Origin of the sequence: Alloalcanivorax sp. C16-1 (genome assembly GCF_046507805.1) — a bacterium.
GTDB lineage: Bacteria > Pseudomonadota > Gammaproteobacteria > Pseudomonadales > Alcanivoracaceae > Alloalcanivorax.
Genome location: NZ_JBKFTK010000002.1, coordinates 619,005 through 632,589, shown reverse-complemented (window position 1 = coordinate 632,589; position 13,585 = coordinate 619,005). Strand labels below are relative to the sequence as shown.

The 13,585-nt window shown below is 64.9% G+C and carries 10 protein-coding genes; 8 read left to right on the top strand and 2 right to left on the bottom strand.

Going from position 1 to position 13,585, the window contains the following annotated elements; genetic code table 11:
* The first annotated feature begins 131 nt into the window (after positions 1 to 131).
* From map to dapE, 6 genes are read left to right on the top strand one after another with little or no spacing between them, the layout of a single operon-like run.
* Positions 132 to 908, top strand: a complete 777-nt coding sequence (gene map, locus ACLD0W_RS10100) for a type I methionyl aminopeptidase (RefSeq protein ID WP_410307353.1) — start codon at positions 132 to 134, stop codon at positions 906 to 908.
* A gap of 35 nt (positions 909 to 943) precedes the next feature.
* Positions 944 to 3,643 carry a [protein-PII] uridylyltransferase gene (locus ACLD0W_RS10095; RefSeq protein ID WP_410307352.1) on the top strand — a complete coding sequence of 900 codons (2,700 nt, stop codon included), beginning with the start codon at positions 944 to 946 and terminating at the stop codon, positions 3,641 to 3,643.
* Between the two features lie 18 nt (positions 3,644 to 3,661).
* Complete coding sequence (gene dapC / locus ACLD0W_RS10090; RefSeq protein WP_410307351.1) at positions 3,662 to 4,843, top strand: succinyldiaminopimelate transaminase; 1,182 nt, start codon at positions 3,662 to 3,664, stop codon at positions 4,841 to 4,843.
* Positions 4,844 to 4,845: 2 nt separating this feature from the next.
* Complete coding sequence (locus ACLD0W_RS10085) at positions 4,846 to 5,193, top strand: ArsC family reductase (protein ID WP_410307350.1); 348 nt, start codon at positions 4,846 to 4,848, stop codon at positions 5,191 to 5,193.
* A gap of 38 nt (positions 5,194 to 5,231) precedes the next feature.
* Positions 5,232 to 6,266 carry a 2,3,4,5-tetrahydropyridine-2,6-dicarboxylate N-succinyltransferase gene (gene dapD, locus ACLD0W_RS10080; RefSeq protein WP_410307349.1) on the top strand — a complete coding sequence of 345 codons (1,035 nt, stop codon included), beginning with the start codon at positions 5,232 to 5,234 and terminating at the stop codon, positions 6,264 to 6,266.
* On the top strand, positions 6,266 to 7,408 hold the full coding sequence (gene dapE / locus ACLD0W_RS10075; RefSeq protein WP_410307348.1) for a succinyl-diaminopimelate desuccinylase: 1,143 nt from the start codon (positions 6,266 to 6,268) through the stop codon (positions 7,406 to 7,408). The genes dapD and dapE overlap by 1 nt, the downstream gene beginning before the upstream one ends.
* A 150-nt stretch (positions 7,409 to 7,558) precedes the next feature.
* Here the strand turns inward: dapE and ACLD0W_RS10070 are convergent, their stop codons facing one another.
* On the bottom strand, positions 7,559 to 7,759 hold the full coding sequence (locus ACLD0W_RS10070) for a hypothetical protein (RefSeq protein WP_410307347.1): 201 nt from the start codon (positions 7,757 to 7,759) through the stop codon (positions 7,559 to 7,561).
* 333 nt (positions 7,760 to 8,092) lie between these two features.
* On the opposite strand from ACLD0W_RS10070, the gene ACLD0W_RS10065 reads away from it, so the two are divergent.
* Positions 8,093 to 9,682 carry an aldehyde dehydrogenase family protein gene (locus ACLD0W_RS10065; protein WP_410307346.1) on the top strand — a complete coding sequence of 530 codons (1,590 nt, stop codon included), beginning with the start codon at positions 8,093 to 8,095 and terminating at the stop codon, positions 9,680 to 9,682.
* Positions 9,683 to 9,782: 100 nt separating this feature from the next.
* On the opposite strand, the gene ACLD0W_RS10060 is transcribed toward ACLD0W_RS10065, so the two are convergent.
* Complete coding sequence (locus tag ACLD0W_RS10060) at positions 9,783 to 10,676, bottom strand: DMT family transporter (RefSeq protein WP_410307345.1); 894 nt, start codon at positions 10,674 to 10,676, stop codon at positions 9,783 to 9,785.
* A gap of 334 nt (positions 10,677 to 11,010) precedes the next feature.
* On the opposite strand from ACLD0W_RS10060, the gene plsB reads away from it, so the two are divergent.
* On the top strand, positions 11,011 to 13,569 hold the full coding sequence (gene plsB / locus ACLD0W_RS10055; protein ID WP_410307344.1) for a glycerol-3-phosphate 1-O-acyltransferase PlsB: 2,559 nt from the start codon (positions 11,011 to 11,013) through the stop codon (positions 13,567 to 13,569).
* Positions 13,570 to 13,585: the final 16 nt, after the last annotated feature.

Genomic DNA, 13,585 nt, shown 5'->3' with positions numbered 1-13,585 from the left:
GATCGAGGAAGGCGCGCGCTTTATACCACAGCCCCCCTTCACGGGCAACGGAAAAGCCGCCGGCACACCCCGACGCCGCCCGCTTTCCAGCCGCCCAAGCCACTGAAAATGCTGGAGTTTCCCTTTTCACCATGAATGTCACGCTGAAAACCCCGGACGACATCGCCAAAATGCGCGAGGCGGGCCGCCTGGCCGCCGAGGTGCTGGACCTGATCGGCGAGCACGTGCGCCCGGGGGTCACCACCGAGGAACTGGACCGCATCTGCCACGACCACATCGTCAACGAGCAGAACGCCATCCCCGCCTGCCTGGGCTACCGGGGCTTCCCCAAATCCGTGTGCACCTCCGTGAACCACGTGGTCTGCCACGGCATCCCCAGCGACAAGAAGGTGCTCAAGAAAGGCGACATCATCAATATCGACGTCACCGTCATCAAGGACGGCTGGCACGGCGATACCAGCAAGATGTTCTACGTGGGCGAGCCCTCGGTGCTGGCCCGGCGCCTGGTGGACACCACCCGCGAGTGCATGCTGGCCGGCATCAAGATGGTCAAACCCGGGGTGCGCCTGGGCGACATCGGCCACCGTATCCAGAAACTGGCGGAATCCGAGCGCTTCTCGGTGGTGCGCGAATACTGCGGCCACGGCATCGGCCAGGTGTTCCATGAAGAGCCCCAGGTGCTTCACTACGGCAAGCCCGGCACCGGCCTGGAACTGAAGGAAGGCATGGTGTTCACCATCGAGCCGATGATCAACGCCGGCAAGGCCGCCAACAAGGTGCTGCCGGACGGCTGGACCGTGGTCACCAAGGACCGCAAGCTGTCCGCCCAGTGGGAGCACACCCTGGCGGTGACCGCCGATGGCTATGAAGTGCTCACCGCCCGTCAGGAAGAAACCGACCTTTATTAAGGCCGCCCCCTGTTTAAGGACGTAATGCCGCCGCTATGGATTTAACGCCTCCGCTCAGCCCCGACCAGCTGCTCGCCGCCCTGCGCGACAGCGAGCAACCCGGCCAGCGCGCCCGCGCCTTTCTCGAGGAGGGCCAGGCGCGCCTGGACCAGGCCTTCGACCAGGTGCCGATCGCCGAGCTGGTCCATGGGCGCGCCCGCCTGGTGGACCGGGTGCTGGTGGCCGCCTGGTCCCTGTTCGGGCTGGACGGCTTCCAGGACGTGGCGCTGGTGGCGGTGGGCGGCTATGGCCGTGGCGAGCTGCACCCCCACTCGGATGTGGATCTGATGGTGCTGTTCCGCGATACGCCGGCCCAGGATGCCTGCTCCGCCCTGGAAGGCTTCGTTACCTTCCTGTGGGACATCGGCCTGGAAATCGGCCACAGCGTGCGCACCCTGGATGAATGCGAGACGCTCGCCGGCCAGGACATCACCGTGGCCACCAATATCATGGAAGCGCGCACCCTGGCCGGCGACGACCGGGTCCGCCAGGCGCTGTCCGACCGCACCGGACCGGACCGCATGTGGCCCACCGACCGCTTCTTCGCCGCCAAATGGGAAGAGCAGACCGCCCGGCACCGCAAGTTCAACGACACCGAATACAATCTCGAGCCGGATCTCAAGAACGCCCCCGGCGGGCTGCGCGATGTGCAGATGATCGCCTGGGTGGCGAAACGGCACTTTGGCGGTGACAGCCTGGAAGCCCTGGTGGAAGCGGGCTTTATCACGCGCACCGAGTTCGACGCGGTGAGCCGCTGTCTGGACTATCTGTGGCGGGTGCGCTGGCAGCTGCACAGCCTCACCGGCCGCAATGAGAACCGGCTGCTGTTCGACCATCAACGCCAGCTGGCGGAGCGCCTGGGCCACCAGGATTCCAACGCCAACCTGGCGGTGGAACTGTTCATGAAGGAGTTCTACCGGGCGGCCCTGGCCCTGTCGGTGCTCAACGACATGCTGCTGCAGCTGTTCGACGAGGTGATCCTGCGTGCCGGCGAGCCGGACAAGGTGCGCCCGCTCAACCGTCGTTTCCAGGTGCGCAACGACTACCTGGAAATGAGCGCCCCGGACATCTTCCGCAAGCACCCCTCGGCGCTGCTGGAAGCCTTCGTGCTGATGGCCCAGAACCCGGACCTGAAAGGCATCCGCGCCGCCACCGTACGCGAGCTGATCCACTGCCGGCGGCTGATCAACGACGACTTCCGCAACGACAAGGCCAACAGCGCCCTGTTCATGCAGCTGCTGCGCAGCCCCCATGCCCTGTTCACCCAGCTGCGCCGCATGAAGCGTTACGGCATTCTCGGCAAGTACCTGCCGGAGTTCGGCCGCATCGTCGGCATGATGCAGTACGACCTGTTTCATATTTACACCGTGGACGCCCACACCCTGCTGGTGGTCAAGAACATGCGCCGCTTCCGCTACGAGGACCAGCGCGACGCCTTCCCGGTGGCCTGCGAGGTGTTCTACCGCCTGCCCAAGCCGGAGCTGCTCTATGTGGCGGGCCTCTACCACGACATCGCCAAGGGCCGCGGCGGCGACCATTCCGAGCTGGGCGCCGACGACGCCATCGCCTTCTGCCAGCGCCACGGCCTGACCAGCTGGGACGCCAAGCTGGTGGCCTGGCTGGTGCGCAATCACCTGACCATGAGCGTCACCGCCCAGCGCAAGGACATCTCCGACCCGGACGTGGTGCACGAATTCGCCCGCACCGTGGGCGACCTGGTGCATCTGGATTATCTGTACGTGCTGACCGTGGCCGACATCAATGCCACCAATCCGGCGCTGTGGAATTCCTGGCGCGCCTCGCTGCTGCGTCAGCTGTACCTGGAAACCAAGCGCGCCCTGCGCCGGGGCCTGAACAATCCCCAGGACAAGCAGGACTGGATCGACGAGACCCGCGACGAGGCCCTCAAGCTGCTGGCCGAGCGCGACCACGACATCAAGGCCATCGAGGCCCTGTGGGCCAATATCGGCGACGAATACTTCCTGCGCGAAACGCCCTGGGACATCGCCTGGCACACCGAGGCGCTGTTGGAGCGCAGCAACGACCGGGACCCGCTGGTGCTGATCCGCGAATCGGAAACCGGCCAGCAGGGCAACCAGGCGGAAGGCGGGTCGCAGATCTTTATCTATACCCCGGACACCCGCAATCTGTTCGCCGCCACCGTGAACGCCCTGGACAGCCTGGGCCTGACCATCATGGACGCGCGCATTATCACCAGCGCCGACGGCTTCAGCCTGGACACCTATATCGTGCTCGACGAACACGGCACGCCCATCGGCGACGACTGGCCGCGCATCGAGCATATCCGCAAGACGCTCACCGAAACGCTCAAGCACCCGGAGCAATTCGGCACCACGGTGAGCCGGCGCATGCCGCGTCGCAACAAGCACTTCGACGTGCCCACCCAGATCACCATCAGCAACGACATCGTCAACGACCGCACCGTGGTCGACGTGCAGACCCTGGACCGTCCCGGCCTGCTGGCGCACATCGGCCGCATCTTCGTGCGCTTTGAACTGCTGGTGCAGAACGCCCGCATCGCCACCCTGGGGGAAAAAGCGGAGGACGTGTTCTTCGTCACCGACCTGGACGGCCAGCCGGTGTCCGACCCGGGTCTGTGCGAGCGCCTGCGCGATACCCTGATCCAGGAACTGGACGATCGCAGCAAGGACGATGCCCTCTCCGTCACTATCTAGCCCCTGACAAGGAACACCATGAATCCCGATCTGGAACGGTTGCATCCGTACCCGTTTGAAAAACTCGGTGCCCTGTTCGCCGGCCTGCCGGTGGCGGACAAGCCGCACATCGCCCTGTCGATTGGCGAACCGCAGCACCCATCGCCGGACTTCGTCCAGCAGGTGCTGCGCGACAACACCGCCCTGCTCGCCAAATACCCGGCCACCGCCGGGCTGCCGGAACTGCGCGCCGCCATCGCCGGCTGGCTGACCCGCCGCTTCAAACTCAGCGGCGTGGACGCGGACCGCCAGGTGCTGCCGGTGAACGGCACCCGGGAAGCCCTGTTCGCCTTTGCCCAGGCGCTGCTCGACCGGGACCAGCAACCGCTGGTGCTGATGCCCAACCCCTTCTATCAGATCTACGAAGGCGCCGCCTTTCTCGGCGGCGGCGAGCCGGTGTACCTGCCCTGCACCGCCGCCAGCGGCCTGCAACCGGACTTCGACGCCGTCGACGAAGCGGTCTGGAAACGCACCCGGCTGCTGTTTATCTGCAGCCCGGGCAATCCCACCGGCGCCGTGCTCAGCACCGCCCAGCTCAAGGCGCTGATCCAGCTCGCCGACAAGTTCGACTTCGTGATCGCCTCCGACGAATGCTATTCGGAGATCTACCGCGACAAGGCGCCGCCGGGCCTGCTGCAGGCCTGCGCGGAGCTGGGCCGCCACGACTACCGCCGCTGCGTGGTGTTTCACTCGCTGTCCAAGCGTTCCAACCTGCCCGGCCTGCGCTCCGGTTTCGTGGCCGGCGACGCCGACATCCTGGCGAGCTTTTTGCGCTACCGCACCTACCACGGCTGCGCCATGCCCGTGCATCACCAACTGGCCAGCATCGCCGCCTGGAACGATGAAGCGCACGTGGCCGCCAACCGCGCGCTCTACAACGAGAAATTCAAGGCGGTGCTGGACATTCTGGGCGAGCCACTTAAGGTATCCGCCCCGGACGCGGGCTTTTACCTGTGGCCGAAGACGCCGGTGGACGACGAAACCTTCGCCCGTCGCCTCAAGGCGGAGGAAAACGTCACCGTGCTGCCCGGGCGTTACCTGTCGCGCACGGTGGACGGCCGCAACCCGGGCAAGAACCGGGTGCGCATGGCGCTGGTGGCGGAGCTGGACCAATGCATCGAAGGCGCGCAACGCATCCGCGCCCTGATCGAGAGGCTGTGACCATGGCGATCACCATCTATGGCATCAAGAACTGCGATACCATGAAGAAGGCCCGCACCTGGCTGGACGAACAGGGCGTGGACTATCATTTCCACGACTATCGCAAGGACGGCGTGCCCGAGGCCGCGCTGCGGGAATGGATCGCGGAACTGGGCTGGGACACGGTGATCAACCGTCGCGGCACCACCTGGCGCAAGCTGGACCCCGAGGTGCGCGAAAACATGGATGCCGACAGCGCCGCGCGGCAGGCACTGGCCAATCCATCCCTGATCAAGCGGCCGATCCTGCGTACCGACAAACACCTGCGCGCCGGCTTCAACGCCGACGAGTGGAAGACACTGATTCATTAAGCGCGGGCGCCGGACGCGCCACGCTAGAGGAGAACGACATGAGCACGATTTTCGCAATGGCACTGGGCTGCGGCACCAAGAACCGCGACGAGCAATGGCTGGAAGTGTTCTACCCGGACCCCTCCCTGAAACCGGACCCGAAACTGGTGGAAGTGGTCCGCGAGGAAGTGGGCTACGAAGGCGGCAACGCCGCCCTGGAACTGACCCACCGGCAGATTCAGCACCTCGCCCGGGAATGGCGCGAAGCCGGCTTCGAACACGAAGCCAGCTACGCCATCGCGTTCCAGGAAAGCGAGCGCCCGGTGGTGCTCACCATTCTGGAAACCGATGCCGAGCCGGCGTCCACCCCGGAGGCCTACCTCAAGCTGCACCTGCTCTCCCACCGCCTGGTCAAACCCCACGGCGTGGTGCTCAGCGGCATCTTCCCGCTGCTGCCCAACGTGGCCTGGACCAGCGAAGGCGCCATCGACCTGAACGAACTGCCCGAGCGGCAACTGCTGGCGCGCCTCAACGGCACGCTGCTGGAAGTGAACAGCGTCGACAAGTTTCCCAAGATGACCGACTACGTGGTGCCCGCCGGCGTGCGCATCGCCGACACCGCGCGCATCCGCCTGGGCGCCTATGTGGGTGAAGGTACCACCGTGATGCACGAAGGCTTTATCAACTTCAACGCCGGCACCGAAGGCCCGGGCATGATCGAAGGCCGCATCTCCGCCGGTGTATTCGTCGGTAAGGGCTCCGACCTGGGTGGCAGCTCCTCCACCATGGGCACCCTCTCCGGCGGCGGCAACATCGTCATCTCCCTGGGCGAAAACTGCCTGCTCGGCGCCAACGCCGGCACCGGCATTCCCCTGGGCGATCGCTGCACCATCGAAGCCGGCCTGTACATTACCTCCGGCACCAAGGTGGAAGTGCTCGATGAGAACGGCGACGTGGCCGACACCGTCAAGGCCCGCGATCTGGCCGGCCAATCCGACCTGCTGTTCCGCCGTAACTCCGTGACCGGCGCGGTGCAATGCCAGACCAACAAAAGCGCCATCGCCCTCAACGAAGAACTGCACAAGCACAACTGATGAGCAGAACGCTGGACTACGCCAAGGAACTGATCCGCCGCCCCTCGGTGACCCCCGAGGACGAAGGCTGCCAGGACTGGATGATCGAAAAACTCGAAGCCCTGGGTTTCCGCTGCGAAACCCTGTGGTTCGAGGAAGTCCGCAACCTGTGGGCCCGGCGTGGCGACGACGGTCCGCTGTTCGTGTTCGCCGGCCACACCGACGTGGTGCCCACCGGCACGGTCCGACAATGGCGTCATGACCCCTTCGTCCCCACCGAGGAAGACGGCCAGCTGTACGGCCGTGGCGCGGCGGACATGAAAGGCTCCATCGCCGCCATGCTGGTGGCGGTGGAAGACTTCGTCGCCGCCCACCCGGACCACGGCGGCAGCCTGGGCTTTCTGATCACCGCCGATGAGGAAGGCCCGTCCGTGAACGGCACGGTGAAGGTAGTGGAAACCCTGCAGGCCCGGGGCGAAGCCATCGACTACTGCCTGGTGGGCGAGCCCTCTTCCACCGACACCGTGGGCGACGTGATCAAGAACGGTCGGCGCGGCTCCCTGGGCGCCGTGCTCACCGTGAACGGCGTGCAGGGCCATGTGGCCTACCCGCACCTGGCCCGCAACCCGGTGCACGACGCCGCCCCCGCCCTGGCGGAACTGGCCGCCACCGAATGGGACCGGGGCAACGACTTCTTCCCGGCCACCAGCTTTCAGATCTCCAATATCAACGCCGGCACCGGCGCCACCAATGTGATTCCCGGCGCCTGTGAAGTGGTGTTCAACTTCCGATTCTCCACGGAGCTCACCGAGGAAGAACTGCGCCGGCGCACCGAGACGGTGCTGGACCAGCACGGCCTGGATTACGAGATTGAGTGGAAGCTCTCCGGCCAGCCGTTCCTCACCGACCGCGGCGCGTTAGTGGACGCCACCGTGGCGGCGATCCGTGACGTCACCGGCCGCGACACCGAACTGTCCACCGCCGGCGGCACCAGCGACGGCCGCTTTATCGCCCCCACCGGCGCCCAGGTGGTGGAACTCGGCCCGGTCAACGCCACCATCCACAAAGTGGACGAACACACCGACATCGCCGACCTCGACACCCTCACCCACATCTACCACCGCCTCCTCCAAAACCTGCTCCCCGGGGCCGGACCACGATAACCCCTTGATTTCCGGTCATTTTTCTTCTTTTTGAGGCGGCAGGAAGGGCTTAGATCAGGATATCGCCCTCCGAAAACGGCCTCTAACGGTCGTTTCCCATGGCCGGAGCAGGGCAGCCCCCGAGCCAGCCCGGGGGCCGGCCCTTGGCAGCTACTTCACCGACGTCTCGCGCATCCCCAGCACCAACAGATAGATCAGCCCCACAATGGGGATGAACGCCGCCACGAAGCCGGCGGCAGTGGGTACCACCGGCTTCATCCCCTTATGCCGCGCAATCAGGAAGCTCAACAACGTACACACCAACACCCACGTCACCGCCAACGGCAACCACTCTCCATACTGCTCTAGCATAACCCCTCGCCCGGGTCGGACCGCCCCAACCCTCTGATTGATAAACCTTTTCTGGATCCATGATAGCGCAGGGAGCCCTTAGAGGGGCATTTGGGCCGGCAAAATCAGGTCTCTAAGATATCTCCTGCAGGCCGTCGTTATCGCGTCTTTTCAGGCCCGAAAATGCTGCCCTAAGCCTCTGGATCGGTGATCCAGATAACCCAATTAATATAAAAATCAAATAGTTACTGTGGTCCGACCCCGAGGCCGGGGTGAGGTGACGGTGTCGCCATTTGCGGCGGGGGGGCTTTGTGCTCTTATCAGGGCCGTTGAGAGCCTTTGTCAGGAGCCACCATGATCGAGACCACCCCCGGCACCGTTACTGATTACAATCCGGCCACCGGCGCCGCCGTGGCGGAACTCAATCTGAGCGATCTGGCGAGCCTGCCCGAACGCATGGCACAGGCCCGCGCGGCGCAGCGGCAGTGGGCAGCCAAGTCATTCAAGGAACGCGCCCGCCATTTGCGCTTGATGCGCGACTACATCGTCGACCGGGCCGAGGACCTGGCTCGCACGGTAAGCGAATCCAACGGCAAAACCCGCGTGGACGCCCTGGCCACCGAAGTACTGCCCTGCGCCCTGGCCTGCAACTGGTACGGCAAGCACGCCGGCCGGATTCTATCGCCGAAAAGCCGCGCCGCCGGTCACTTGCTGTTCGCCAATAAGCGAACCACGGTGGAGCATCTGCCGCTGGGCGTGGTGGGCATCATCAGTCCCTGGAACTACCCCCTGTCGATTCCATTCGGCGAAGTGGCCATGGCGTTGATGGCCGGTAACGCCGTCCTGCTCAAAGTGGCCGCCGCCACCCCGGCGGTGGGGCGCGCCATCGAGCGGATCGTCGCCGCCGGCGAACTGCCGGAGGGGCTTTTCCAGCATGTGGTCGGCTCCGGTTCGAAGGTGGCCACGGCGTTTTTCGAGAACGGCATCGATAAACTGTTCTTCACCGGCAGCGTGCCCGCCGGCAAAACCCTCATGGCCCAGGCCGCGCAAACCCTCACACCGGTGTCGCTGGAACTGGGCGGCAACGATCCCATGATCGTGCTGGCAGACGCCGACCTGGAGCGCGCCACCAACGGTGCCGCCTGGGCCGGCTATCAGAATGCCGGCCAGAGCTGCGGCGGCGTGGAACGCATCTACGTGGAAGAGCCCGTGCACGACGATTTCGTCGCGCTGCTGGCCAGGAAAACCCGTGCTCTACGCCACGGCCCCACCACCGACGACATCAACGTGGACGTGGGCAGCCTGACCACCGACGGCCAGCTGCGCACCGTGCAACAACATCTGGAAGACGCCCTCGCCAAGGGCGCGCGTATCGAAGCCCAGTCCCAGGCGGTGGGCGACGTGGAGCGAGGCTTCTTCTTCCCCGCCACTCTGCTCACCGGCGTCAACGACACCATGCTCACCGTGTGCGAAGAAACCTTCGGGCCGATCATCGCCGTGGAGAAGGTCGCCAACGCGGAGCAGGCCATCGAAAAAGCCAACCGCTCCAACCTGGCCCTGACCTCGTCAATCTGGACCACGGACACCAAAAAAGGCCGCGCCCTCGCCGCCCGACTGGAAACCGGCGTCACCACGATCAACGACCACCTCTACACCCACGGCCTCTCGGAAGCCCCCTGGGGCGGCTGGAAAGAATCCGGCATCGGACGCACCCACGGCCCGGAAGGCCTGCTGGAAATGACCAACGCCAAGGTGATCAACTGGGATCTGCTCGCCACCCAACGTAATCTCTGGTGGTACCCCTTCGACCAGGCCACCTACCGCGGCCTGCTCAATGCGTTGCGCTTCGCCTTCCCCAAAGGCCCCCTGCAATGGCTCGGCGCCAGTCTCAAACTCACCCCCTTCCTCCTACGCAAAATGTTCACCAAATGGCACACCGACTGACCCGCCGGGGTCGGACCACGGCAACCCTTTGATTCCCTGGCGTTTGCGATAAGAAAACAAGCTCACAGGGGGCTTGAACGGCCCTTTTACCTCTCAAAAATCAGGCGTTACCGCGCCCCGACCGGAGGATAAGCAGAAGACCGCTGGTCACGATGAGAGCAATGCCAAGCCAGGTCCAGGCATCCGGGAAATCGCCAAAAACCAGCCAGCCGATGGTGACCGCGGAGACCATTTCCATGTAGCTCACCGGAGCCAGCATCGGCGCGGGAGCGTGTTCGAAAGCGCGAATAATTAAAAAGTGAGCCAGCGCACCCACCGCGCCCATCACCAGCATCAGGCCCCAGCCGCCCGGGTCCGGCGAACGCCACACCCAGGGCACCACCAGCGACAGCACCGCCAGCCCGAATACGGCGGTGTAGAACAGTGTCACCGAGGGCCGGCCACTGCCGGACAATCGACGCGTGGCCAGTTGATAGAGCCCGTAGCTGACACCGGCGCCCAGCCCCAGCAGATAGGCCCAATGAAAGTGCCCGAAGCCGGGCCGGATCACCACCAGGGTGCCGGCAAAGCCCAGCGCCACCGCCAGCCAGCCCCGCGCGCCCGCACGCTCGCCGAGCAGAAAAGGCGCCAGCGCGGTGCTGACCAGCGGCCCGAGAAACGCCATGGCCAGGGCATTGGCCAGCGGCAGGTAGGCGATGGCGCCGAAATAGCACAGCGTGGTGGCGAGTAGAAAAGCGCTGCGCACCATCTGCAGACCGGGATGCTTCGGAATCAACGCGCGCAAAGGCAGCCGCCACAGCAGCAAGCCGCCGAGCAGCAGGAAATGAAACAGGTAACGAGCCCAGGTCACCTGCAGCACCGGATAGTCCTGGCTGAGGTGCTTGGCCAGTCCGTCCATCAACGGCAGGATGGCGACACCGGTGGCCATCAGAAGCACGCCGGTAACGGGCCGGGGCGCGGACGTCACCGACGCCCCCGGCAAAGAATCAGACACACCCACCTCCCCGCACCATGAAATAGAAAAAACCCGCCGCAATGTAGCACGCCCGCATTGGTCCGGGTCAGACCCCGGTTACGCTTTGATTTTCCCGGGTTTTTTGTTCCGGAGACAGGTTATACAGCTCTTAGCGCGTGATTTCGGGGCATCAAAATTGCCGTTAAAGATCGCCCCCCTTTCTCGCTTAAACCATGCTTTTGCCCCTGCAAACCACCCCCTAACGCCTCGTACCCGCTCTCCTGGGTACGAGAAGCTCGGCAAAACAACCGGTTAGCGCGGTCCGACCCCGTGGGTGTAGAATCGGCGGTCCATTTGCCGCGATTTTGGCCTTATGACGCCCTGGTTTGGACTGGACCGACTCTTCTTCCTGCTGATCCGCGCTTTCATGCGCCTGTGCACGCGGATCCGCGCTTTGCCCGGCGATCCGGAGGAGCTGCAGCTCGACCCGGACAAGCCGGTGGTGTATGTGCTTCGCGACCGGTCCGTGGCGGACGCGGCGGTGGCCGATCAGGCCGCCCGACGCCTGGGTCTGAGCGCTCCCAAAGCATCCCTGACCCTGGGCAAGCAGCATTTGTCGCGAAGCTATTTCCATGTCTATAAGCGCGAGGTGTCGGTGGCCCGTCAGCGGCGCGCCATCACCCCCGCCCGCCTGCAGCGCCTGGTGGCCGGCCTCAAGCAGAATCCGGAGCTGGACGTGCAGCTGGTGCCGGTGTCGGTGTTCTGGGGGCGCCAGCCGGAGAAGGAAAATTCTCTGTGGCGGATCATCTTTTCCGACACCTGGGCCCCCCCGGGCGTGATCAAGAAATTCCTGATCATCCTCACCCAGGGCCGCGACCTGTACGTGCAGTTCAGCTCGCCGGTGTCCCTGCGACAGGTGATGGACCAGTGCCGCTCCGACGATCAGGTGGTGCGCAAGACCTCGCGCATCCTGCGGGTGCATTTCCGCCGCCAGCAGGAGGCGGCCATCGGCCCCGACCTGTCCCACCGGCGCACGCTCAGCAACGCCATCATGGAAGCGCCGTCGGTGCGCGAGGCCATCGCCCACACCGCCGCCGAGAACAACGAGAGCGAGGACAAAGTGCTGGCCCGCGCGCGCGGCTACGCCATGGAGATCGCCGCCGACTATTCGCACACCGTGATCCGCGCCCTGGAGCTGTTCCTCAACTGGCTGTGGAACCGGCTCTACGACGGCATCCGCCTCTACAATCTGGACCACCTGACCCAGGTGGCCCGCGACCACGAGGTGATCTATGTGCCCTGCCACCGCAGCCACATTGATTACCTGCTGCTCAGCTTCGTGGTCTACCGCAATGGCCTGGTGCCGCCGCACATCGCCGCCGGCATCAACCTGAACCTGCCGGTGGTGGGCACCATCCTGCGCCGGGGCGGCGCCTTCTTCATGCGCCGCAGTTTCCGCGACAACCCGCTCTACGCGGCGGTGTTCTACGAGTACCTGCACAGCATCACCACCCGTGGTTTTTCCATCGAGTATTTCGTGGAAGGCGGGCGCAGCCGCAGCGGCCGCATGCTGCCGCCGCGCACCGGCATGCTGGCGATGACCGTGCGCAGCTTCCTGCGCGACGCGCGCAAGCCGATCGCCTTCGTGCCGGTCTACATCGGTTACGAAAAAGTCATCGAGGCCGGCACCTACATGGGCGAACTGGGCGGCGGCAAGAAGAAGAAGGAATCGATTTTCCGGCTGGTGAAATCCCTGAAGGTATTGCGCAGCCACTTCGGCCAGGTGCACGTGAACTTCGGCGAGCCGATCAAGCTGGTGGACCATCTGGACGACCACCGGGAAGGCTGGCGCAACGAGGAACTGGGCGTGCACGACACCCCGGACTGGTTCAAGCGCACCGTCGACGATCTGGGCCGCGACGTGGTCACCGGCATCAACGCCGCCGCCGTGGCCAACCCGGTGAACCTGATCAGCCTAGCGCTGCTGGCCACCCCCAAGCACACCATGGATCTGCAGCAGCTGCGCCAGCAGCTGCAGCTCTATATCAACCTGCTCGACGAGGCGCCCTACAGCGATCAGGCGCGGCTGGCGGAGACCGACCCGGACACCATCATCGAGTACGGCCTGGAGCACGAGTTCCTGATCCGCGTGCCCCACCCGCTGGGCGACGTGGTCACCACCGATCCCAAGACCGCCCTGCAGATGGCCTACGTGCGCAACAACAGCCTGCACCTGTTCATCCTGCCGGGGCTGATCTGCTCGCTGTTCCTGAACGCCCGCAGCATCGGCCTGGACACCCTGCAGAGCATGATCACCCTGCTCTACCCGTTCTTCCGCAACGAGTACTTCCTGCACTGGCGGGAAGACCAGGACCTGCCGGCGGCGGTGGAACGCATCGCCACGGTGCTGGAAGCCCACGGCCTGGTCACCCGCGAGGACCACTGCCTGCACGGCGCCGCCATCCACACCCACGCCTCGGACATGCTGGCCCATCTGGGGCAGACGGTGATGCCGTCCCTGGAACGGTTCTACCTGACCATCCGCCTGCTGGTGCAGTACGGCGACGGCAAGCTCACCACCGACCAGCTCGGCGACCTGGCCCACCACACCGCCCAGCGCCTGTCGCTGCTCTACGAGTTCAATTCACCGGAGTTCTTCGACAAGGTGGTGCTGCGCAACTTCATCCGCCAGCTGCTCGACACCGGGCTGGTGTGGCTGGACGACGCCGACCATCTGCACTTCGGCGACAACCTGCGCGCCCTGGACGACGAGGCCCGTCGCATTCTCAGCGCGGACATCAGCCAGGCGATTCAGCGCGTCACCCGGGTGCCGCAGTTGGAAGAGGCCCTGGCGAAAACCGCCGAGCGTGAAAAAGAAGAGGCGAAACGGCGGGACGGCAATCCGGCCAAGGGCACCGAAGCCGGCAAATAGCACCGCCCCGGGCTAA